Origin of the sequence: Acrocarpospora catenulata (assembly GCF_018476525.1) — a bacterium.
GTDB lineage: Bacteria > Actinomycetota > Actinomycetes > Streptosporangiales > Streptosporangiaceae > Acrocarpospora > Acrocarpospora catenulata.
The window spans coordinates 20,995-43,670 of the sequence record NZ_JAHCST010000075.1 but is presented as its reverse complement, the minus strand read 5'-3'; the positions used below and the strand labels follow the sequence as shown (position 1 = coordinate 43,670).

General features: G+C 68.1%; 20 protein-coding genes and 1 pseudogene. 9 read left to right on the top strand and 12 right to left on the bottom strand.

Features of this window, described 5'->3' with window-relative positions; all coding sequences use genetic code 11:
• Positions 1 to 47: 47 nt before the first annotated feature.
• Complete coding sequence (locus KIP79_RS40935; protein ID WP_214110422.1) at positions 48 to 1,046, bottom strand: hypothetical protein; 999 nt, start codon at positions 1,044 to 1,046, stop codon at positions 48 to 50.
• Between the two features lie 72 nt (positions 1,047 to 1,118).
• Here KIP79_RS40935 and KIP79_RS40930 point away from each other — a divergent pair, with 72 nt between their 5' ends.
• The 3 genes from KIP79_RS40930 (at position 1,119) to KIP79_RS47915 (ending at position 2,462) form a co-directional block, all read left to right on the top strand.
• On the top strand, positions 1,119 to 1,766 hold the full coding sequence (locus KIP79_RS40930; protein WP_214110421.1) for a TetR/AcrR family transcriptional regulator: 648 nt from the start codon (positions 1,119 to 1,121) through the stop codon (positions 1,764 to 1,766).
• A 71-nt stretch (positions 1,767 to 1,837) separates the two neighbouring features.
• Entirely contained in the window at positions 1,838 to 2,194 is a 357-nt protein-coding gene (locus KIP79_RS40925; RefSeq protein ID WP_214110420.1) for a prevent-host-death protein, read from the top strand.
• A 40-nt stretch (positions 2,195 to 2,234) separates the two neighbouring features.
• A complete protein-coding gene (locus tag KIP79_RS47915; RefSeq protein ID WP_250214683.1) occupies positions 2,235 to 2,462 on the top strand; it encodes a PIN domain-containing protein in 228 nt (75 codons plus the stop codon).
• Positions 2,463 to 2,615: 153 nt separating this feature from the next.
• Here KIP79_RS47915 and KIP79_RS40915 read toward each other — a convergent pair whose 3' ends face one another.
• The 3 genes from KIP79_RS40915 to KIP79_RS40905 form a co-directional block, all read right to left on the bottom strand.
• Positions 2,616 to 2,954: a hypothetical protein gene (locus KIP79_RS40915; RefSeq protein WP_214110419.1), complete on the bottom strand. Its 339-nt coding sequence runs from the start codon at positions 2,952 to 2,954 to the stop codon at positions 2,616 to 2,618.
• Between the two features lie 712 nt (positions 2,955 to 3,666).
• Entirely contained in the window at positions 3,667 to 4,062 is a 396-nt protein-coding gene (locus tag KIP79_RS40910; RefSeq protein ID WP_214110418.1) for a hypothetical protein, read from the bottom strand.
• Between the two features lie 284 nt (positions 4,063 to 4,346).
• Positions 4,347 to 4,790: a hypothetical protein gene (locus KIP79_RS40905; RefSeq protein ID WP_214110417.1), complete on the bottom strand. Its 444-nt coding sequence runs from the start codon at positions 4,788 to 4,790 to the stop codon at positions 4,347 to 4,349.
• 269 nt (positions 4,791 to 5,059) lie between these two features.
• Between KIP79_RS40905 and KIP79_RS40900 the strand changes: the two genes are divergently transcribed.
• A complete protein-coding gene (locus tag KIP79_RS40900) occupies positions 5,060 to 6,913 on the top strand; it encodes an alpha/beta hydrolase (protein ID WP_214110416.1) in 1,854 nt (617 codons plus the stop codon).
• Positions 6,914 to 7,435, top strand: coding sequence for a hypothetical protein (locus KIP79_RS40895; RefSeq protein WP_250214682.1), 522 nt, complete (start codon positions 6,914 to 6,916; stop codon positions 7,433 to 7,435). It abuts the gene before it with no gap.
• A 5-nt stretch (positions 7,436 to 7,440) separates the two neighbouring features.
• Here KIP79_RS40895 and KIP79_RS40890 read toward each other — a convergent pair whose 3' ends face one another.
• Both KIP79_RS40890 and KIP79_RS40885 read right to left on the bottom strand, forming a co-directional pair.
• Positions 7,441 to 9,117 carry an acyl-CoA carboxylase subunit beta gene (locus KIP79_RS40890; RefSeq protein ID WP_250214681.1) on the bottom strand — a complete coding sequence of 559 codons (1,677 nt, stop codon included), beginning with the start codon at positions 9,115 to 9,117 and terminating at the stop codon, positions 7,441 to 7,443.
• Positions 9,114 to 10,118: an NAD-dependent epimerase/dehydratase family protein gene (locus KIP79_RS40885; protein ID WP_214110415.1), complete on the bottom strand. Its 1,005-nt coding sequence runs from the start codon at positions 10,116 to 10,118 to the stop codon at positions 9,114 to 9,116. Before KIP79_RS40885 ends, KIP79_RS40890 begins: the two co-directional genes overlap by 4 nt.
• Before the next feature lie 171 nt (positions 10,119 to 10,289).
• On the opposite strand from KIP79_RS40885, the gene KIP79_RS40880 reads away from it, so the two are divergent.
• Complete coding sequence (locus tag KIP79_RS40880; RefSeq protein ID WP_214110414.1) at positions 10,290 to 10,856, top strand: hypothetical protein; 567 nt, start codon at positions 10,290 to 10,292, stop codon at positions 10,854 to 10,856.
• A 19-nt stretch (positions 10,857 to 10,875) separates the two neighbouring features.
• Positions 10,876 to 11,313, top strand: coding sequence for a hypothetical protein (locus KIP79_RS40875; RefSeq protein WP_214110413.1), 438 nt, complete (start codon positions 10,876 to 10,878; stop codon positions 11,311 to 11,313).
• Here the strand turns inward: KIP79_RS40875 and KIP79_RS40870 are convergent.
• The 6 genes and pseudogenes from KIP79_RS40870 to KIP79_RS40845 form a co-directional block, all read right to left on the bottom strand.
• Positions 11,210 to 12,531: pseudogene (locus KIP79_RS40870) on the bottom strand (DHA2 family efflux MFS transporter permease subunit). The gene KIP79_RS40875 and the pseudogene KIP79_RS40870 sit on opposite strands and share 104 nt — an antisense overlap.
• A gap of 326 nt (positions 12,532 to 12,857) precedes the next feature.
• A complete protein-coding gene (locus tag KIP79_RS40865) occupies positions 12,858 to 13,892 on the bottom strand; it encodes a carboxymuconolactone decarboxylase family protein (protein WP_214110411.1) in 1,035 nt (344 codons plus the stop codon).
• Positions 13,893 to 13,895: 3 nt separating this feature from the next.
• Positions 13,896 to 15,209 carry an FAD-dependent oxidoreductase gene (locus tag KIP79_RS40860; protein WP_214110410.1) on the bottom strand — a complete coding sequence of 438 codons (1,314 nt, stop codon included), beginning with the start codon at positions 15,207 to 15,209 and terminating at the stop codon, positions 13,896 to 13,898.
• 10 nt (positions 15,210 to 15,219) lie between these two features.
• Positions 15,220 to 16,401, bottom strand: a complete 1,182-nt coding sequence (locus KIP79_RS40855) for an acyl-CoA dehydrogenase family protein (protein WP_214110409.1) — start codon at positions 16,399 to 16,401, stop codon at positions 15,220 to 15,222.
• A gap of 193 nt (positions 16,402 to 16,594) precedes the next feature.
• Positions 16,595 to 17,758, bottom strand: a complete 1,164-nt coding sequence (locus KIP79_RS40850; RefSeq protein WP_214110408.1) for an epoxide hydrolase family protein — start codon at positions 17,756 to 17,758, stop codon at positions 16,595 to 16,597.
• Positions 17,759 to 17,864: 106 nt separating this feature from the next.
• The gene (locus KIP79_RS40845; RefSeq protein WP_214110407.1) at positions 17,865 to 18,854 is read right to left on the bottom strand and encodes a sigma-70 family RNA polymerase sigma factor; all 990 of its coding nucleotides are present in this window, start codon (positions 18,852 to 18,854) and stop codon (positions 17,865 to 17,867) included.
• Positions 18,855 to 18,995: 141 nt separating this feature from the next.
• Here KIP79_RS40845 and KIP79_RS40840 point away from each other — a divergent pair, with 141 nt between their 5' ends.
• Positions 18,996 to 20,837 (top strand): ABC transporter ATP-binding protein, encoded by a 1,842-nt coding sequence (locus tag KIP79_RS40840; protein ID WP_214110406.1) that lies wholly within the window; start codon positions 18,996 to 18,998, stop codon positions 20,835 to 20,837.
• The gene (locus KIP79_RS40835; protein WP_214110405.1) at positions 20,834 to 22,612 is read left to right on the top strand and encodes an ABC transporter ATP-binding protein; all 1,779 of its coding nucleotides are present in this window, start codon (positions 20,834 to 20,836) and stop codon (positions 22,610 to 22,612) included. Before KIP79_RS40840 ends, KIP79_RS40835 begins: the two co-directional genes overlap by 4 nt.
• Positions 22,613 to 22,676 lie beyond the last annotated feature (64 nt).

Sequence of the window (22,676 nt, the reverse complement as noted above, 5' to 3'; positions counted from 1 at the left end):
GGGAGAAGAACGGTAAGCAGGGCGGGTGGGTGGGAGTACCACGCCAATCAGCGCAACCAGGCCACCCGATCGCCGACCCCGACGCTGACCGGCAACTCAACCCAGGCCGTCGGACCTGCCGGCAGGTTCCCCGCAGGCAACACGAACAGCGCACCCTGGCGGGTCACCGCATTATGCCCGAACAGCAACACCCAGGCCCCGACCATCACCGGCTGCCCGGCCGTCCATCCTGGCCCCAGATCCCAGGTCCCAGCACCGGACACCGTCGACCCGCAGGCCACCACCGCGTGCACACCGGTCAGCCGCCGCGAGGAGATCCGCCCGCTCAGCAGATCGACGGTGAACCGCCGCTGATGCGCGTCTTCCCCCGGATTACGGCAGACCGCGTCCAACGTGACCCGGCTGTACCCATCCTCAGCGGCACGTAGAGTCCGCACCTCCTGATACCGACCCAACGGCGCCCACACCGGTTCGATGAACGCGCCACAACGCGGCAGCAGCCCCAAGAAAGCCCGCCGCCCCACCCGCTCCTGGTACGGCAACCGCACCCCAACCAGAGCCGCCGCCCGGTGATAGGCCACCGGCGGATCCACCATCAACAGAAACCGCTCGGTAAGCGCCACCGAACTGATGAACGGCGACCCGGACAGCGGAAACGGCACCGCCCGAAGCACGGTCCCATCCGGAGCAGCGGTGAGATGCTCGGCGTACCCGAGCCCCTGATAGGCGGCGACGGTATGCCAGTGCCCGGTCTGCGACTCCAGCACCGGCCGAGCGACCGTGATGGCCTCATCCAGCCAGAGCGAGGGCGCCAACGCCGGAATCGGCCCGAAGGGAACCTTCCGGCAAACCGACCGCGGCTCCCGATACCAGGTAGCCGCACCGCCACCGAGCCGTACCCCCGAATGCACCAACGGCCCCGCCAGTGGATGGCGAGCCCGCGGATTGGGAAGCGCCTGAACCAGCGATCCGGCCAGCTCAACGGGAAGCTCGCCATGCACCGCGAGCCTGTCCATGACTTCGGGTTCGGCATCGAGTACGGCCATCTCCGGCCTCCCGGCTCCAAAACATAACAGCGTTGTGGTTAATAGATATCGCTGTTATGCAACACTGTCAAGGTGAGCCCTCGACGATCGGACCCCACCACCCGACCAGCCCTCGTGGACATCGCGGCCCGCCTGCTCGCCGAACACGGCCCCCAGGCCCTCTCCACCCGCCGCATCGCCGCCGAAGCCGACAGCTCCACCATGACCGTCTACACCCACTTCGGCGGCATGAGCGGCCTCGTCCGCGAAATGGTCCGAGAAGGCTTCGCCCGCCTCCAGGAACGCCTCACCCGAGTCCAGGCCACCGACGACCCGGTAGCCGACATGGCCCTCCTGGGCCGCGCCTACCGCCTCAACGCCCTGGCCAACCCCCACCTCTACGCCGTAATGTTCGGCGGCTCCTCCCTGGCAGGCTTCTCCCTCTCCGAAGAAGACCGCCAACACGGCCGCTACACCCTCGCCAACGTCGCAGAATGCGCTGACCGCTGCCTCACCACCGGCCGCTTCCGCCCAGGCGACCCCATCCTCGTAGCCCACCAAATGTGGACAGCAGTCCACGGCCTCGTCACCCTCGAACTCGGCGGCTACCTCATTCCGCCCTACGACGCCGACACCTGCGTAGAAGCCCAACTAATCGGCCTAATGGTCAGCGCCGGCGACGACTACACCGCCGCCGCCACCTCCGTAGCCAAGTCCCTCAACCGCCTCGACGAAATCTAGGTCGCCAGGACGTCACGTACAGCAGTTCAGTGGTAGCCTCCAGTGACGCATGCCCCCGCCAAATTTCACCCATGACCGTCTCCGAACCCGCCCGCTCCCACCAGATCTCCGAGCAAGACCTCCACGCCCGCTCGGCGGAAATCATGAACGGCCTGGAACGCGGAGAGAGCTACGCCGCTACCCGCAACAGCAGCAAAATCGGTGACCTGAACCCTATCCGCCATAGACGTCGATTCGTTTCGCGAGCCGACTTCGCGGCGATGTCCCAAAGCATGCCGATCCTGGATGACCGGAAGTATCGCGAAGACATGGATCGCCACGTCAACGACGACCTCTTCGACCCCTACGACCGCGCATACGGCAGAGACGAGTTCACCGAGGCCGCGGAAGGACCGCCACGCCAGGTCTGGTCAACACCTCCATCCTGATCCTGCGTGCGAAGATCGCCCCGGAAGACTGCCCGACGAGATGGCGATCAGCACTATCACCACCGCAGAGCTGTCGGCCGGCGTTCTGGTCGCGGCCAAGCCTCAGGAACTCGCCCAACGCATAAAGATCCTCCAGGCCGTGGGGGCCGATTTCGACCCGCTCCCCGTCGACAACGCCGCCGCCCGGGAGTACGGGCAACTATGGACCGCAGTGGTCGCCGCCGATCACAAACCCAAGGACAGCAGACCTTACGATTCGCCTGTGTAGCCATCGCCAACAAACTCCCCCTCTACACATGCAACCCGAAGGACTGTAAGGGGTTGGACCATCTACTCCCAAAAGCGCCAGTGACCCGGCCACACTGAACAAGGCCAGAAACACCAGCGGAAACCCGGAAATCATTCCAGCGAGCCGCACCCATCACCCCTGATAAAGGGGCAGCAACTGAACAATCCGGAGTCCCGCGACGACCACGAATATCGCATAGAGCAGCCAGGTGACCTTGTATCGCCACGCCACGAGCGCCGCTACCGTCTCTAGGAAAAGCGCGAAGCCCAAGCCTACCAACAGGGCGACGACCATGTCGGGATCGACTTCATCGGTGGGCACATACGTCATCACGTAGCCGTCGAGCAGATAGGCCAGGGCGGTAATGAGGAGGGCCGCCGCGCCGAGAAAGGAGCAGACGATCACCTTGACCGCAATCAACCAGCCACTCTCCCCCGCGCCGGAACCCGCGCGGACCCGTTCGATTGTCATGAGTTAAGGCCTTTGATGGTCTCACGCGTGGTCCGACTGACAACGGTCATCTTGGTCCCTTGAAGTTGGTTCAGCCTGTATGGCGCAGTGTCACGAGTATGAGCACGGACGGTCTTACCCAGAGTAGACAGCCAGCGATCTCACCAAAAGCACGCACACTGGCCAACTTTGCCCAGCCTTACTACTAGCGACCGCTATCACGCTGCGCACAGGGCGTGAATGATTTACGGATCAGGCAACGTATTTGCTACCAACAGCCTTTAGCAGATCGGCCAACCAGACTAGATGATATCCGAGCACTTGAGAGTCATCATATTGAAGGCTGCGGAGATGCTCGATAGATTCACTAAGTTGGCCAATCGTGAGTTCGGGCGGCCCTCCTAAGATGTTGAACAGATCATCCCTCGGGACGGACCAAAAGTAGTCCTCTTCAAGATCAATATGTCCCGAAGTGACCGATTCAAGATGGTCGAGAATTATTGAGACAACCTGTCTAATGTCGGCAATCGATATAGTCATTAACGGATTACTCAAATCACCCTCCAGAAACCTTCCCAATATGGCCACCAAGCGCCTGGATCACCATTTCCGGGCGACACATACGAGCCGCTATAATGCTTTGTTAACCCGAACTATTGAGCGTCCGGGCACTGACCTCTAATAAATCGTAAGCGTCTGGATTATCGGCACACAAGCATGCTTTACCTCATACTCAGCCCATGTGGTGCATTGTCACAAGAATGAGCCTGGACGGATCCGTGGTCTCTTTGGCGATCAAGAGTGCGGCTCGCTGCTCGGGAAAGATTGACGACCCGGTTGCCCACTCCTGCAAAAAGGGCGCGAGTGGTTCGACGAAAGCAATGGTCTGGTGCCTGTCAGAGTTCAGATGATACCCCTTCCCCTCACCTGTAGACTCTGCAATCCAGCCAGCAGCTCGCATTCCTCGAACTTGCTGATCAATTGCCGCTCCGACATCGTTCTGTTTTCTGTCCAGAACGATATACTCATATTCGAAGAGCGGGTTACTCGCATTCGTTAACTCCTCGGCCACTACTAATATCTCGCCTCCGTACGCAATCTCCTGCCGCACCGAGTCGGCCACACGCACGGGCGCCCGGCGCCATATCCAGACACCTATCCCGGCCGCGCCCACGGCAACCAAATAGCTGGAACAACGATATGAGGATCAATCCGCATTCAGAAACTCCCGTCTCTTGTCAGGCTTATGTACCACCGACTTGTTGATATGTGGGAGCGGCGAGAACATCACGAAGTTCTCCGACAGCGTTATCACTATACTTATCGCACGAGACTATTGCATCCTTGCGCGCCCCACCCTGCCCTCCCGACGGCTGAGCGTCTGATACTGAGCATGAGGGCTATTCACAACACTCAAAGGCTAGAGGCGACGTCCCAGGGCAGAGCCACGGTCATGCAGTTGACCTCGTCTTCTTCGGTGATGTCGATCAGCACACCAGAGCCCATAACCTTGAGCCATTCTTGCGAGTCAACGAACGGCGTACACACCTCGATGACCTGACCTCTATCTACTAGGATACGAATAAACTCGCTTCCCGAGGGGAAGTGGCCAGACTTCCCCGATGGCAGCCGAGTCACCGGGCCACCCGGTTCTATTGAAATGTTCCAGAGTACATCTGAAATAGTGAAACAGAACTCTACATCTCCGACCAGACAGATGTACGGATTGTGGCGATCCTGACACCAGTCAAATTCACCCACTCGCGCAACTACATCAGCTTTATTCATGCCGAGAGTAACGTCATTTAATTCACCGCACTCGGCGAAATTTAGCAGTGACTCCAGAAAGTCACGCATAATATATCCATTCATCTTGGCGGCTACCTGATCCCGCCCGACGGCGCCACACCTGCACGGGAACCCAACTGATCGGCCTGATGGTGAGCGCGGGCGACGACTACGCCGCCCGCCACGGAGCTGGTGGCCTGCTCCCGAGACCGCCTCGACGACATCTGACACCCCGGTTATACCGGTTTGGTATAGAAGATTCGTGCGCACCCTATGGTGTGACAGCGTTACCCATCGTGGCGGCTGATACGGCCGGGCTGGAAGCCGCTCTCGCCCGGGTGCTGTGGCTGGCAGATGAGCATGTCCCGCTGCTCGACTCCTGTATGCGCTACATGCTCGCGAACTCCTGGGTCGGCGGCGGCGCGACCCGTTTCAGGGACATGCTGGCCGACCAGCGAACCACGATGCAGTGGGCCTTCCAGTCCGCGATCGACAACCTCGCCGAGCAGATCCAGGCCTTGGGCGGGCAACGGGGGCCTGTCCCCCGAGTCACCAGTGTCATGAATCGGGTGGGAGGCCCCGACCCGAACGGCTTCCTCGGCATGGACGTCACCGCAATGACCGGACTCGTCCGGGACCTGGACCACGCCGGGCATGCCCTGGCCATGGCCGCGACACGTGTCACCGGCGAACTACTCGCTGCCGGCTTGCCAACCTTGCCCGCCAAACAGATCGCCGGAGCCGGCGCCTGGGCCACCAGCCAGGTCCCCGATCTCAAACGCCGTCTGGTCATCCTTCAGCAGGACGCCGACGGTGGCCTGACCTCCCCCGCCATGGCTGCTTTCGGCCTGTTCGGCGGCTTCGCCCTCGGCGCGAACGGCTCCAGCTACCTCCTCACGCGCGCCACCAACGGCGACACCTCCGCACTCGGCGAACTCCAGGCTCTCCAACGCACCAACCCCGACCCACAACTGTCGGCCCAGATCAATGCCTGGTGGCGCCAGCTCGGCCACCCCGCCCAGGAACAACTGATCACCACCGTCCCCCACCTGATCGGCGGCCTCAACGGCATCCCCGCCACCACCCGAGACCGCGCCAACCGCGCCTACCTCGGACAACAGCAGGACGAGATCACCCGCCGCCTGACACAATTGCGCCAGTCATCCCAGGACGCCAAGGACGAGATCAAGGACCTCGAACTGAAACTCCGCCAGATCGACTCCATCAGCAAGAGCCTGGCCCTCGGCGGCGTGAAAGGCATCCCTCCGGCGCTGCTGCTCAGCGTCGGCCTCGGCGGCCTCGGCAGGACCGCCATCTCGTATGGCGACCCCGACACCGCCGACAACATCGTCACCAGCGTGCCGGGCACCGGGACCAAGCTCGACGGTTTTCTCGCCGACGCCAGACGCGCCACCGTCCTGTGGGAGGAGGCCGACAAGTCGGCGGATCAGAGGGCTGTCGCGTCGATCATGTGGTTCGAGTACGACGCCCCGCAACTCGATCTCACCGGGCTGCTGGCCGACCGCTCGGTTGCCGCCCCCTACATCGCCAAGCGTGCCGCCGGGCCACTGACGTCCTTCACGGACGGGCTGCGGGCCTCCCACCAAGTGGGCAAGGACCCTCTGTTCACCGTGCTGGGTCACAGCTACGGGTCGCTGGTGGTGGGGCTCGCCGCGCAGGAACGCCGCGGGGCCTTCGCCGATCAGTTGATCCTGGTCGGCAGCCCTGGGTCAGGCGCCATGAAAGCGGGTGAACTCGGCGCCGACCAGGTCTGGGTAGGTGAATCGCCCCAGGATTTCATCGCCGACATCGGTCATTTGCCCGTCAAAGGCGAACGAGGCGACAAAGGGGTGATCACCGGCACGCTCAGCTCGGAAGGCCCATTCGGCACCGACCCCAGCGACTATTCGTTCGGCGCACGCCAGTTCCTCGTCCAAGGGGGCGGCTCGGGCTCCAGCTACAACATAAGCTCCCATTCCAGCTACTGGGACAACGAATCCATATCTCTGAAAAACATGGGCCTGCTCGTCAACGGCAACTACGGCAGGGTAGTAGAGATCGTGCCGCCGAAGCCCAATCCCGCTCCGCAGCCACCGCCAGTTCCGCCGATGCCTTCCACACCAGGAGAGCCCTCCATCCAGCCGGTGCCGTCCCCGACGCCTCAGCCATCACCCACGCCATCAGGAGGCTAGATGTCCCCCCTGACACGGTTGATCCTCGTAGGGGTGGTTCTCATCGCCGGCTGTGCTCCCAATGACATCGCGAAGGGAGGTCATGTGGACAGCTCGGCCAAGACCATGACCAAGGCACAGGCCCTAGCCCGGGTGGAGCAGCTGGTGAAGGAAGCCGCTGTTGTCGTCACTCCCAACCCCAAACTGGAGATATACGAGCCCAGCCTCGTTGACGACCTCTGTCTCGACCCCATTGACGGTGGCTCCCAGGAACGGATCGTCATCAACCGCAGTTACTACATCCGGGGAATCCCCAAAGATCAGATCAAGCAGATCGCCAGCCGAGTCAAGGCGTATTGGGAACAACAAGGTCACTTCATCGAGGCGGTATCACCCGACGGTGCCAACGTTTATGGCCGAAGCCGTCCGGATGACTTCTACATCACCCTCAGCTGGACGGACGGCGATGTGCCCATGCTCGGGTCCACATCCCCCTGCATCTGGCCGAACGGCACCCCGGAACCCAGCCGGTCCGGCAATTAGATCAGTCAGAGTGGCACGTTGCCATGCTTGCGTTCCACCGTTGCGGCGCGCTTGGTACGGAGCATGGACAGGCCGCGGGCGATGACGGCTCGGGTTTGTTCTGGGGTGATGACGTCGTCGATCAGGCCGCGTTCTGCGGCGTAGTAGGGGTGCATCAGTTGGTCGGTGTATTCGGTGACCAGTTCGGTGCGGAGGCCGTCGGGGTCGGCGGCGGTGGCTAGTTCTTTGCGGAACAGGACGTTGACGGCGCCCTCGGCGCCCATGACGGCGATTTCGTTGCCGGGCCAGGCGAGGGCGAGGTCGCAGCCGATGGAGCGGGAGTCCATGACGATGTAGGCGCCGCCGTAGGCCTTGCGGAGGATGAGGGAGATTCGGGGGACGGTGGCTTCGCAGTAGGCGTAGAGGAGTTTGGCGCCGTGGCGGATTACGCCTGCTTGTTCCTGGTCGGTGCCGGGGAGGAAGCCGGGGACGTCGACCAGGGTGATGAGGGGGATGTTGAAGGCGTCGCAGAAGCGGACGAAGCGGGCGGCTTTCTGGGCGGCCTGGACGTCGAGGACGCCGGCGAGGGAGATGGGCTGGTTGCCGACTATGCCGATGGTGTGGCCGTCGAGGCGGGCCAGGAGGCAGATGACGTTGGGGGCCCAGGATTCGTGGAGTTCGAGGTAGTCGCCGTCGTCGACGAGTTCGGTGACGACCGTGCGCATGTCGTAGGGCTTGTTGGGCTCCGGGGGGACGATGGTGGCCAGGGCGGGGCGGAGGTCGTCGGCGGCGTCGCGGGAGGGGCCGGCGGGGGCTGGTTCCCGGTTGTTGGGAGGCAGCAGGGAGACCAGGTAGCGGACGTCGGCGAAGCAGGTGTCCTCGTCGTCGTGGACGAAGGTGGCCACGCCGTTCGCGGCGTGTACGGCGGCGCCGCCGAGTTCCTCGTGGGTGACGCGCTGGCCGCTGACGGCGGCGACCACGTCGGGTCCGGTCAGGTACATCTTGGCGATGTCGCGGACCATGAAGGTGAAGTCGGACAGGGCCGGGGAGTAGGCCGCACCGCCCGCGCAGGGGCCGAGGATGATGCTGATCTGCGGGATCACGCCGGAGGCTTCGACGTTGCGGCGGAAGATGCCGCCGTAGCCGTTGAGGGCCATCACGCCCTCCTGGATGCGGGCGCCGCCGCTGTCGTTGAGGGCGATCAGCGGGCAGCCGGTGGCCAGCGCCAGGTCGATGATTTTGTGGATCTTGGCGGCGTGGGCCTCGCCGAGGGAGCCGCCGAAGACGGTGAAATCCTGGGCGTAGACGAAGACGCGGCGGCCGAAGACGGTGCCGGAGCCGCCGACCACGCCGTCGGTGTGCGGGCGGTGGTCGCCGATCTTCAGGCCGTGCGCCTGGGTGCGGCGGTAGAGGTCGATCTCGTCGAAGGAGCCCTCGTCCAGGAGGGCGGCCAGCCGTTCGCGGGCGGTGCGTTTGCCGAGCGCGTGCTGGCGGGCGGTGGCGTCCCGGTCGCCGCCGACGATGGCCTCGCGCAGGCCGGCGTGCCGGGCCGGGCGTGGGGGCTCCGGTGGGGGCTCCAGGAGCACTCCGGGGATGGGGATGTCGACGACCGGGCGGCCGTTGACCCTGCGGACCGAACTGCCCACCGCGCGCACTCCCTTGATCATCTCTTCCCGCTTGGTCTCTTCCCGCGAGACGGTCATTTTCCGGCCTGCCTGGGACTCACCCTGCCGGTCTCCAGCAGCCAGTGGACGGTGTCGCGGAGCGTCTCGTGCAATGGCCTGGGTGGTACGTCCAGAGTGGATGCCCCCACGTCGACAGGGGCCGCGACCGCGCAGGTGTAGACGGCGCCGTACTGGGCCGGGATGTGCCACGGCCAGCGCCGCTGGGCCAGGTCGGCGAGGCGGGCGAACGGGAACATCAGCCGGGCGGGCAGGTAGGCGGCGGGCAGCGCGCGGCCGGTCACCTGACGGAGGGTGGCGAGGAGTTCCCGGGTGCGGATGTACTGCCCGGGTCCGAAGTGTCTGGCCCCGATGTCGGGGTGGGTGAAGGCTCGCAGGTGGAGTTCGGCGGTGTCCCGGACGTCGCCGAGCGGGAAACCGCCGGTCGGCCAGAGCGGCATCAGGCCGCGGAGGATGTCCCTGATCCGGGCGTTCTGGTCGCCCAGGTGTGGGTCGTCCGGCCCGGCCAGGGCGGGCGGGTAGGTGATCACCACGGGTGCGCCGTCCAGCTGGTGCCGCCGCGCCACCTCCTCGGCCCCGGCCTTGCTGGCCAGGTACGTCTCCCGGGGGTTGCCCACCGGCGTGGTCGGGCCGATCGGCCCTGGGGACGGGAAGAGCGCCCCCACCGTGGAGACGTGCACGGTACGACCGACCCCGGTACGGCGGGCGGCCTCCAGCACCACCTCGGCGCCACGGGTGTTGACCCGGCGCATCTCGGCGTGGCGGCGGCTGTCGAAGGAGTACACGGCCGCCGCGTGGAGCACCGCGTCGGTCCCCTTGACCGCGCGGCCGACCGCGCCCTCGTCGATGACGTCTCCGACCGTCACCTCGACCGCGTCCAGGTTCACCCCGAGGGGGGTCAGCGCGGCCGGCACCCGGGCGGGGTCACGGGCCAGCAGCCTCACCCGGTGGCCGTCCCCCACGAGAGCGGCCACCGAATGGGCCCCGACGAATCCGGTGCCCCCGGTCACGCACACCAGCATCTGTCCTCCCCGTCGATTCGGGCACCAGCGTGCCCCGGGGATGATCCACGTGTCTTCTTTCAACGTGCGCTAACCCAGCACTTTGGAAGAAGAAACGCGCTCGCCTGCACGAAACGATGTCACTACGAAAGGTACAGTTCGGCGTCACCGAAAGTTTCGGAGGCAGATCTGATGGCTACCCATGCCGCATCCGGCTCGTTCCCGGTTCAGCAAGGCGCCCTCAACACGAAGTACCACAAGGCCGCCCTCAACGTCTTCCTGTTCATCGTCGTCGCCCACTGGGCCGAGCACGTCGCCCAGGCCATCCAGATCTACGCGCTCGGCTGGCCGCTCCCCGAGGCGCGCGGCGTGCTCGGGCGTCCTTTCCCCTGGCTGGTCAAGTCCGAGTGGATGCACTACGGGTACGCCCTGCTCATGCTGGTCGGCCTGATCATCCTCAGAAAGGGTTTCACCGGCCGGGCCAGGACCTGGTGGAACATCTCGCTCGGCATCCAGGTCTGGCACCACCTGGAGCATCTCATCCTGCTCGTCCAGGCCCTGGTCGGCGCCAACCTGCTCGGCAAGGCCGCGCCCACCAGCATCGTGCAGCTGATCGTGCCCCGCGTCGAACTGCACCTGTTCTACAACGCGGTCGTCTTCGCGCCCATGGTGGTGGCGATGATCCTGCACCGCCGGCCCAACAAGGCCGAACGGGCCGAGATGAAATGTAACTGCGCTCCGCTGCCCGTCGCGGCATGAGCGCGAGTACGAAGCCGAGATGAGACTGCGCTTCGGCTCGGTGGTGACGGCTCTCGCCGGAATCCTGCTGCTCTACTTCACCGCTCCCGGGATCGGTCCCACGATCAAGGCCGCCCGGGCCGATGGCGTGCCCGGGGTCTTCACGGCCAGGGAACTGGTCTGCATCCAGCACCCGGGGCACGAGAGCTGCACCTGGACCGGTGACTTCCTGGCGGGTGGGGGCGCGCTGCGGGAGCGGGTCTCGCTGTACGGCAGTGATCGGGAGACCATGGTCGCCGGTCAGACTGCCCCCGCCGTGGATGTGGGCCGGACCTACTGGGTCTACGGGCCCGGGGGTTCCAACGAGTGGATGTTCACGGGGCTGCTGCTCCTGCTGGGGGCGGGTTTGCTGGGGTACGCGGTGCTCGCGGCGCGTCGGGCCCCCGCATCCGTGACGCCAGCGCCGCCGCCAGAATGATCAGAGCGGCGACCAGGGCCAGCGCCGGTCGCGACACGGTGACAAAGGCGTCACCGTGTTTGCCGTCCACGAGCGTGCCGATGACGGCCGCGCCGAGTGAGCCGCCGAGTTGGCGGGCGGTGTTGAGGGTGCCGGAGGCGACGCCGGCCTGATCCGGGGGGATCACCCGTAGGCCCTCGATGGTGGCCGGGGCGAAGGCCAGGCCCATGCCGAGGCCGATCACGCTCAGCGGGAGTATGTACGTGGCCGCAGTGGACGCTGTAGTGGGCAGGAATCCGACCCCGAGCACGCCTGCGGCTAGAGGACCAAGCCCGCGGTGAGCGGGAGGCGGCCGCCGACGCGGTCGGCCAGGCGGCCCGATAGTGGGGCCAATGCGGTCAGCGCGAGCGTCATCGGGAGCGCGGTCACGCCCGACATCAGCGGGGTCATGCCAAGTACGGTCTGGGTCTCCACGACGAAGACCAGGAGCAGGCCGTAGAGGGCGAACGAAGTGATGGCGGTGATCGCGGCCGCCAAGGTGAAGTTGCGGTGGCGGAACAGGGCCGGTTGCAGCAAGGGTTCCGGGTGGCGACGTTCCCACAAGGTGAACAGCAGCAGGGCCAGTGCCGCGATGGCCAGCGGGACCGCCGCACGTTCCAGCAGGCCGTAGACCAGGGTGACCAAGCCGCCCACGGCGAGCAGTACGCCGACGGTGTCGAAACGGTGCGGCCGGTTGGGGGCGCGCAGGTCGGGCACCAGGCGGAAGGTGAGCGGTAGGGCGGCCAGGCCGACCGGGACATTGATGAGGAAGACGGCGGGCCAGCCATATCGGGTGATCAGCAGCCCGCCCAGGGTGGGACCGCCGACCGACGCCACCCCGGCGACGGCGGTGAACAGGCCAAGCGCCAGTCCGCGCCGACGCGCAGGGAAGATCGCGGTAATCAGCGCCAGGGCCTGCGGGATCAGCGCCGCCGCGCCCACACCCTGGACCACACGCGCCGCGACCAACTGCCACGGGCCCGGAGCCAGGGCACACCCCAGGGAAGCGGCGGTGAACAGGCCGAGCCCGGCCGCGAACACGTTCCGCGAGCCGAGCACATCACCCACCCGGCCAAAGACGATCAGCAGTGCCGCGAAGGCCAGCAGGTACCCGTTAAGAATCCAGACAATCTGGTCGAGCCCGGCACCCAGATCGGCCATGATCGCCGGAGCTGCCGTGTTGACGATCGTGGTGTCCACCAGGATCAGAAAGTTGGCCGTGCACAGAACGGCCAAAGCCCGCCAGGGGTTGAACCGCCTGGCGGGTGGTCTGGCAGGCTGCGATCCAGGGGATGCCGTGGGTGGCGATCCGGCGATCGATTGTTCGGCCGGTGGGCTGGTGGGCTGCGATCCAACGGATGCCGATCCACCGGATGCCGATACACCGGATGCCGATCCACCGGGCGACGGTCCAACGGGCGACGGTCCAACGGGCGACGGTCCGGCCGGGGGGCGTGCCCGTGGCCGTGCTAGAGGGTGGGCCGGTGGGCGAGCGGGCGGGTCGGCTGGTGGATCAGCCGGGGGCTTCACCGGACGCGAGCCCGGGCGGCCGTCAGGCTTGCCCAGGCGGTCGTCTCCAGTAGTACCCGGTCTCCCTTGCCCAGGTCCGCCGCCACCGGACCGGCTTGGTAGGAGGCGAGAGCGGTGAGCAGGGCCAGCCGGCCGGATGGGCGTTCGGCGGAGGGGAGGCCCTTGACCGCCTCGTCGGCCCAGGATCGGCTGACGCCCGGTGGCTTGCCGTCCCAGGCCGCGAGGCGCTCGGTCACCAGTTCACGCACCCGCGCCGGGACCGACCGCTCCCCCGCCGCCGTCATCGCCGCGTCGGCCCGGGCCACCGCGCCCGCCAGGTGCGGGTACGCGGATGCCCAGGCGAGGTCCGGCGGCAAGGGTGCCTCCGGCAGCAGGTCGAGCGAGTCGCCTGGCGGCCGGGAGCGGCGGGCCTGGGAACCCATCATGGCGCCGAGCACCCGTAGTGCGCCGCCGCGCATCACTCCCGGCACCTCGGGGGGCAGCGGGGACTCCCCCAAGAACACGTTGACCATCCGGTTGAGGTAGTGGAAGGTCAGCGCCACCGCCATGGTCTCCGGTCCGCGCGCCACTGACGGCCCTGAAACCGACGGCCCGGAAACCTCCGACCCGGAAATCCCCGGCCCCGAAGCCGCCCCGGAAGCCACCGCCCCGGAAGCCGTCCCCGAAGCTGCCGGTCCTGAAGCTGCCGGTCCTGAAGCCGCCGGCCGTCCGCCGAGGCCGCGCAGGGTGGCGCCGTGGACGTCCACGCAGTAGGGGCAGGCGTTCTCCTGGGAGACCTCGGTGGCCACCTGTTCCTTGGTCGCCCGGGGGACCTTCCCCTCGGCGAGCAGGGACTCGCGGAGCAGGATCCAGGCCCCCGCCATCACCTCGGGCGCCGCCGAGTGCAGCGCGATCGGCGGGGCGAGCATGCCGAAGTCCCGTTCCACCCGCGCGTACACGTCCGCGACCAGACCCCTCGCCGCCCCTGGCGGCACCGGCGTGACGTGCCGGACCTGGGCGAGGGATCTACGCAGCGCCCTCCGCATGATCATGGCTCAGACCACGGCTTTGGGCCGCGAGTTGCGGTAGACCCGCACGGCCATCGACGGGCGCATCAGATCGGTCACCGGATCGATCAGCCCGGCCGCCCGCATGAACGCCCCGGTGATCGCCCCGTCCTGCTGGGCCGCCACCCGGAGCCGGTCCATGTACGCGTTGGCCATCAGCACCTCCGGCGGCCGGTACCCCTCCACCCCCGGCCAGCTGAGGTCGCCGCCCGAGGACATGGCCCACGGCGCGTCGATCACCTGGGCCGCGTCGGCGAAGAACGCCTTGGCGTCCGGGAGGCCGCCGCCGACCAGATGCGCCCGGAGGGTCAGGCCCTCCAGGGCGGCGACCGTCATGCCCTGGCCGTACACCGGGTTGAAGCTGCACAGCGCGTCGCCGACCACCAGCAGGCCGCGCGGGAAGCGGTCCAGGTGCTCGTAGTGGCGCCGGATGCTGGCCGGGAAGCGGAAGGCCACCCGCTCGTCCAGCAGTTCGGCGTCGTGCACGGCCTCGTAGATGTCGGGCACCGGGAGCGACTTGACGAAGGCCAGGTGGCCTTCGGGGTCGGTGGGGGCCTGGTCGCCCAGCATGCCGGTGAGCGAGAGCAGGTAGCGGTCGCCGAGCCGGGAGAAGAACGCGCCGCGCGGGTTCTCGGGGGTGGCCACGCAGAGGATGGCCATGTCCTCGCCGAGCACGTTCTGCCGGAGCCGGTAGTGGCAGGTGGTGTAGGACAGGCCGATCTTGACCTTCTCCTCCTCCGGCCGCGCGTAGCCCAGTTCCTCCAGCCAGGCGGGGGTGCGCGAGCCGCGCCCGGTGGCGTCCACCACCAGGTCGGCCGCGAGTTCCTCGCCGCCGTCGAGGGTGACGCCGGTGATCTGGGCGCGGTCCTGGGTGACCACCAGGTCCTGGATGGAACGGTTCTCCAGGAAGGTGACGTTGGGCAGCGCCCGCACCCGGTTCCGTACCGCGCCCTCCAGCTCGGGCCGGGTGGCCGAGACCACCTTCAGCCCGGTGCTGGCCCAGCGCAGGCGTTTGCCGTTGAAGTACCAGCGCAGGTTGGTGCCGAGGTCCCCGGTCGGGATCCCGGCGTCGGCCAGTTCCTGGGTGAGGCCGGGGAACATGCCCTCCAGCACCTCCTGGCCCTTGGCCAGCAGGCCGTGCGCGTGCGCGCCCTGCGGCACGCCGCGCCGCGGGTCGGTCACGCCGGTGAGCGTGTCGCGGTCCACCAGCAGGACCTCGCGGAAGGACTCGGCCAGCACCTTGGCGGCGACCAGGCCGGCCATGCCGCCGCCCAGGACCACCGCACGATCCCTGTTCACCATGGTGTGTCCCCTAGATGTAGAAGGTGTTGGGCGGCATGCCGCAGAGGACGCGCCCGTACAGTTCGCGGTTGGTGTCCGGGTGCATCAGCGCGTGCAGGTTGACCGCCTGCATGTCGCGCTGCACGCGCTGCATGGGCACCTCGCTGTAGATGGAGGAGCCGCCGCTGGCCGTGGTCAGCAGGTCCACCGCCTTCTTGGCCAGTTCGCAGACCGCGCCCATGTCGGCCCGGGCTCTGGCCCGTTCCTCGACGGTCCACTGCGCGCCGGTGGCGCCCTTCTCGTCCACCTGGCCGGCCAGCCGGAGCGCGTGGAACTCGGCCTCGTCGATGAGCAGGGACGCCTCGGCCACCTGGAAGTGGGTGAGCGGGGCCTCCCGCTGGCTGGTGTAGCCGGTGTAGGTGATGTGCCGGTCAGGGAGCCGGGTGAGGAAGGCGTCCAGGGCGCCCTTGGCCATGCCGAGCACGGCGCCGATCGAGGAGGCCGAGGCCACCGGGAGCAGCGGGTTGCGGTAGATCGCGCTGTCGGCGTTGAGCTTGGAGCCGTACTGCTCGTGCAGGACCGCGCCCATGGACAGGATGCGCTGCTCGGGGATGAAGACGTTCTGGGCGATGGTGGTGATGCTCCCGGTGCCGCGCAGGCCCGAGGTGTACCAGTCGTCCACCACCTGCATGTCGCTCAGCGGGACCAGGGCCATGATCGGCTCGTGGCCGCCCTCCTCGGTGGGGGTGACCGCCACGACCACCTGCCACTGGCTGTGCCTGGCGCCGCTCATGAAGCCCCACTTGCCGTTGAGTACGGCGCCGCCGGGCTGCCTGATCGCCATGCCGGTGGGGCTGAGGGTGCCGCACAGGCGGGTGTCGGGGGATTCGAAGACCTCGTCCTGGACCTCGTCGGGGAACATCGCGGCCATCCACGAGGTGATCCACCAGACCCCGGCGGTCCACGCGGTGGAGCCGTCGCCCCGGCCGAGCTCACCGGCCACCTTGACCATGGTGCGCGCGTCGCTCTCGAAGCCGCCGTACCGGGCGGGCACCCGCATCCGGAAGATCCCGGCGTCGCGGAGCGCGTCCAGCGACTCCTCGGTCAGGGCGCGCGACTCCTCGGTGCCGATCGCGTTCGCCTGGAGCAGCGGGACCAGTGCCGCCGCGCGGTGGACGAGCTCGTCCTGGGCGGGCGCTTGAGCGTGTTTCACCCGAGCCTCCTTAACGTGGTCCGCCGGGGACCGGAAGGGGCTCCGGCGGTTGATTCCGAATAATTCGCCGCCATTTCCGGCAACACCGGAAATAGGGGGATAAACGTTTCCCGAGGGGTCCGGAATTTCGTGCCGGAAATCCCTCCGGCCGGGGCGGGCGCCGTGTCCCGCCCCGGCCCCGGTGATGAAAGATTCATCGGGTGAGCGTGCCGGCGAAGGCCCGGACGTCGGTGACGTACAGGTCGGGCTCCTCCATGGCGCCGAAGTGGCCGCCGCGCTCCAGCTCGCTCCAGTGCGTGATGGTGGGCACGATCTGGTCGGCCCACCGCCGGATCGGGGCCGTGGCGTCCCCGGCGAACACCGCCACCCCGACCGGCACGGTGACCGGCCACGGCCCGCCCCACTTGGCCGCCACGTTCGGCGCGGTCCGGTCGGTGCTCTCGTAGTAGATCCACCCGGAGGAGGCGGCGGTGGCGGAGAGCCAGTAGAGGGTGACGATGGTGAGCATCTGGTCCCGGTCCACGGCGTCCTCGGGGGACTTCTCCGCGTCGGTCCAGTCCATGAAACGTTCGACGATCCAGGCCAGCTGGCCCACCGGGGAGTCGGTCAGCGCGTACCCGAGGGTCTGCGGCCGGGTGGCCTGGAGCTTGAAGTACGCCGACAGCTCCTGGTCGAAGTGGAGCAGCTTGCCCAGTCCGGCCAGTTCGGCGGGGGTGAGCTCGGCCATCGCGGCCGGGTCCGGCGGCGGGAAGGTGACCAGCATGTTCACGTGCACGCCGAGGACGTTCTCCGGCGCCACCTGGGCCAGCTGGAAGGAGATCATCATTCCCCAGTCGCCGCCCGCGGCCAGGTACTTCTGGTAGCCCAGGCTCCGCATCAGTTCGGCCCAGGCGCGGGCCACCCGCCAGGAGTCCCAGCCGGTCTCGGGCACGGGGCCGGACAGGCCGAACCCGGGGATGGACGGGATGACCAGGTGGAACGCCTGGGACGGGTCCAGGCCGTGGGCGCGGGGGTCGGTGAGCGGGCCGATGACGTCCAGGAACTCGGCGACCGAGCCCGGCCAGCCGTGCGTGATGATCAGGGGCGTGGCGTGCGGCTCGGGGGACCGTACGTGCAGGAAGTGCACGTTGGTTCCGTCGATCTCGGCCATGAACTGGGGGTGGGCGTTCAACCGGGCCTCGGCCGCCCGCCAGTCGAAGTCGGTCCGCCAGTACTCGGCGAGCTCCTGGAGGTAGCCGAGCGGCACGCCGCGGCTCCAGCCGACGCCGGGCAGCTCGGCCGGCCACCGGGTCCGGGCCAGCCGGTTCCGTAGGTCGTCCAGGTCTGATTCGGGGATTTCAATGCGAAATGGACGCATTTCTGCCGCCTTCCAGATTGGCCATGACATTTCGGGCATTAAGCCTCGACCCGGCACATTCATGGTCAACCGGTGGCGGGTTTCCCGCATCTCCAGAAATGCCCTGTCAGGCGGCGTACTCCATAGGCAGCCCAAACGACTCGAACAGTTCCGGCGAGAAGAACACCGAAACCCGCCGGACCTCGCCGCCGCCCAGGGAGAGCACGTGCATCGCGTACGCCCGGTGCACCGTGCCGTCGTCCCGGAGATAGAAGGCGAAGGCGGGCTGCCCGTTGGCCCGGGTGGGCACCATGAGGGTGTCCCCCGGCCCGGCCGGGCACTGGCTCTCGATCAGGCGGCCGATCGCGTCCCGCCCGCTGAACCAGGCGGTGAACGGCGGCATCTCCCAGATCGCGTCCTCGGCCAGCAACCGCATCAGCGCGCCCACGTCGGCGGCCTCCATCGCCGCCGCCCACCGGTCCAGCAGCTCCCGCTGGTCCCGCCGCGCCGGTTCGGCGATCTGGTCGTCGGCGGGGACCTCGCCGAGCTGGGCCCTGGCCCGCTGGAGCATGCTGTTGACCGCCGCCGTGGTGGTGCCGAGCAGCTCGGCCACCTCGCCCGCGCGCCACTCGAAGACGTCCCTGAGCAGCAGCACGGCGCGCTGCCGTGGCGGCAGGTGCTGGAGCGCGGCGGCCATGGCCAGCCGGATGGTCTGCCGGGAGTTGACGATAGCGGCCGGGTCCACCAGCAGCGTGTCCGGCAGCGGGGTGAGCCACGGGATCTCCGGCTGGGCCGGGGGCAGCTGGTCGGGGTCCTCGCAGGGCGCGCCGAGCCCGGTCGGCATCGGCCGCCGGTTGCGCTGCTCGACCGCGGTCAGGCAGGCGTTGGTGGCGATCCGGTACAGCCAGGTACGGATCGAGGAGCGGCCCTCGAACCGGCCGAAGGAGCGCCAGGCCCGCAGGTAGGTCTCCTGGACCAGGTCCTCGGCCTCGTCCACCGAGCCAAGGATGCCGTAGCAGTGCGCGAGCAGCTCGCGCCGGAAGGGGTCGGCCAGCCGGGTGAAGTCGGCCTGTGCGGACAGCTGCTCGGGTGACAGCTCTGCGGGCTGTGCGGACATCTGACACCTCTTCCGTCCCATGGCCTCAACCGTCGGATCCCACCGTAATCACCCGGCTCTCAGTTCTTGAAGCGGTCGGCGATGAGTTTTCGGCCGCTTGGTGGTCTGTATCTGTGACCGACCAAGAGACCAGGAGGTGGCATGCTCGCCCAGCTCGTCCGAGCGCGCTTGATGATCGCCCGTCAGGTGCCGCGCGGCGGCCCCGGCCTGGTGGCTCTGCTGGTGCTGGTCAACCTGGTGCTCGGCGCGCTGCCGGTGATCTTCGTGGTGGCCACCAGCCTGGTGCTCGGCCGGGTGGCCGACGGCTTCGACGCGCTGCTCCCGGTCTTCCTGATCGCCACCGGCGCGTTTGTGGCCCAGCAGATCGTCACGCCGCTCCAGTCCTCCCTGGGCGAGCTGCTGGCCCGCCGCATCGACGGCCAGGTGTACGACGAGCTGATGGGCGCCGCGCTGCGCAGCCGGGGGATCGGCCCGCTGGAGGACCAGGAGGCGGTGGACGCGCTGCGCACCGCCGCCAGGGAGCTGGAGTTCGGGGTGCAGAGCCCCGGCCAGGCCTGCGCCGGACTGCTCGCGCTGATCGCCCGCTACACCTCGCTGGCCGGGTACGCCGCCGTGGTCGGCCTGATGTTCTCCTGGCTCGCCGCCGCCGGCATCGCGATCGCCGTCCTCCTCTTCCGGTACGGCCAGCGCGGCGGCCTGCGCAAGTACGTCAAGGTGCGCTTCGCCCTCGGTCCCGCCGAGCGCAAGGGCGACTACTTCCGGGATCTGGCCATCCAGCCGAAGGCCGGGAAGGAGATCCGGGTCTTCGGGCTCGCCGGGTGGTTGCGGGAGCGGCTGCGGGAGGCGTACCTGGCCTGGCTGACCCCGATGTGGAAGGAGCGGCGGCGGGTCTACCTGTGGCCGTTCGCCTGGTTCGCGCTCTGGGCGCTGGTGGTGCTGGTGAGCGTGTTCGCCGCGGCCGGGGCCGCCGGGACGCTCACGCTGACCCAGTTCGTGCTGGTGATGCAGGCCGCGCTGGGCGCGCTCCGGCTGTCGGAGTACTACCCGGAGGCCGACCTGCAGACCGCGGTCGGCATGGAGGCCTACGACCGGGTGCTGCGCTTCGCCGCCCACGTCGACCGGGACACTCCCCCACCGGATGTCACACCGGGGCGAGGCCGGACCTGGCCGGTCTCCCGGATCCCCGACCCGGTCTGGACGATCCAGTTCGACAACGTCTCCTTCGCCTACCCCGGCCAGTCCCGGGCGATCTTCGAGAACCTCAACCTGACCTTCCCGGTGGGCAAGTGCACCGCGATCGTCGGGCTCAACGGCGCGGGCAAGACCACCCTGGTCAAGCTCCTGGCCCGGCTGTACGAGCCGACCGCGGGCACCATCCGCTGCGACGGGGTGGACATCGCCAGCTACCCGATCGAGGCCTGGCGCGCCAAACTTGGCGTGATTTTTCAGGACTTCGCGAGGTATGAGGCTCCGGCGGCGGACAACATCGGGTTCGGCGCGGTGGCGCACATGGACGACCGGGAGGGCATCCGGGCCGCCGCGGACGCGGTGGGCCTGAGCGAGACCCTGGAGCGCCTGCCAAACGGCCTGGACACTCCGCTGGCCCGCCATCTCACCGGCGGCGCCGACCTGTCCGGCGGCCAGTGGCAGCGGGTGGCCCTGGCCAGGGCGCTGTTCGCGCTCCGCCACGGCTCCCCCGTCGTGGTCCTGGACGAGCCCACCGCCAGCCTCGACGTACGGGCCGAGGCCCAGTTCTTCGAAACCTTCGCCGAACTCACCCAAGGCGCGACCACGTTGCTCATCTCGCACCGCTTCTCCACCGTGCGCCAGGCCGACTTCATCGTCGTACTGGAACACGGCAAGATCATCGAACAGGGCAGCCACGAACAGCTGCTCCAACGCGACGGCCGGTACGCCCATCTGTTCCGCCTCCAGGCCGACCGCTTCACCGGCAGCTCCGCCGAGACGGTGAGCGTCGCATGAGGGCCGTACTGACCGGGGCGGCGCGGATGATCGCCACCGCCTGGCGCATGGACCGCCGCAAGACGATCGTCTCGGTGGTGCTGATGATCTCCGGCGCGCTGGCCGCCCCCGCGCTGGCCGCCGCCCTGGCCTGGATGACCGGCGCGGTGGTGGCGGGCGAGACCGGCACGGCCGCGCTGGCCGGGGTGGCGGTGGCCGTGCTCGCGGTGGCCTGGCTGACCTTCGGGCACTTCGCGCATATCGCCTACTTCGAGCTCTCCGAGCTGGCCGAGCTGGACTTCGCCGAGCAGCTGATCACGCTCTCCAACGGGTCGGCCGGCATCGAACACCACGAGCGCCCCGAGCACGCCGACACGCTGACCGTGCTCCAGCAGGAGAGCCGCCAGTTCCGGGTCGGCCTTGAGGCGCTGCTCAACAGCCTCGGCCTGGCCCTGGCCGTGACGCTCACCGCGATCCTGCTGATCCGGGTGAACCCGTGGCTGCTGCTGCTCCCGCTGGCCGCGATCCCGCCGCTGTTCACCGGGCGGCTGGCGGAACGCGTACAGGACCGGGCCAGGACCAGGACGGCCGAGCCGACCCGGGTGGCGCTCAACCTGTTCCACCTGACCACCTCGGCCCCGCTCGCCGGGGAGCTGCGGGTGTTCAGGCTCGCCGACGAGCTGCGCGGGCGGCACCGCGCGGTCTGGGCCACCGCGACGCGGGGCCTGTGGCGGGCGCACCTGGCCTCGACCTGGCTGCGGGCGGCCGGGCAGATCATCTTCGCGCTGGCGTACGCCGGCGCGGTCCTCCTGGTGGTAAGGGATGCCCTCACCGGGCGGCGGGGGGTGGCCGACGTGGTCCTCGTCATCGCGCTGGCCGCCCAGGTGAACCAGCAGGTCACCACCGCCGTGACGCTGCTGCAGGACCTGCAGCGGATGGCGAGCGCGTACCGCAGGCTGGCCGGGCTCACCGAGGTCGTCACCGCGACCGCCCCGGGTCCGGCCGATCAGTCGCCCCCGGACCGGTTGCGCGACGGGATCACCCTGCGGGACGTGTCGTTCACCTACCCCGGCACCGCAGCCCCGGTGCTGGGGGAGGTGAACCTCCAGCTCCCGGCCGGAAGCACGGTGGCCATCGTCGGCGAGAACGGCGCCGGCAAGACCACCCTGGTCAAGCTGCTCTGCGGGTTCTACCGCCCCACCGCCGGCCAGGTCCTCGTGGACGACACCGACCTGGCGCGCATCCCGCTGGACGGCTGGCGGGAGCGCATCGCCGCCGGTTTCCAGGACTTCGTCCGGTACGAGTTCCCGGCCGGCCAGACCGTGGGCGTCGGCGACCTGCCCCGGATCGACGACGAGCCCGCCCTGCTGGACGCGCTGCACCGGGCCCAGGCCGACGACCTGCTGGACCGGCTCACCCTGGACACCCAGCTGGGCAAGACCTACGCCGACGGTCTCGAACTCTCCGGCGGGCAGTGGCAGAAGCTGGCCCTGGGCCGGGCGCTGATGCGATCGGCGCCGCTGCTGCTGGTGCTGGACGAACCCACCTCGGCGCTGGACCCGCAGGCCGAGCACGCCCTCTTCGAGCGGTACGCCGAACAGGCCAAGCGGGTGAGCGAGGCGACCGGCGCCATCACGCTGTTCGTGTCCCACCGGTTCTCCACCGTGCGGATGGCCGACCTGATCATCGTGGTCCAGGACGGGCGGATCGCCGAGGCCGGAACCCATGACGAGCTGTCCTCCTCCGGAGGTCTTTACGCAGAACTGTTCGCCCTGCAAGCGCGGGCGTACACCTAGAAGCCACGCCTGGAATCCCCGAACGGCGAGAGTCCAGACCCGCGATCCGGGTCTGGACTCTCGT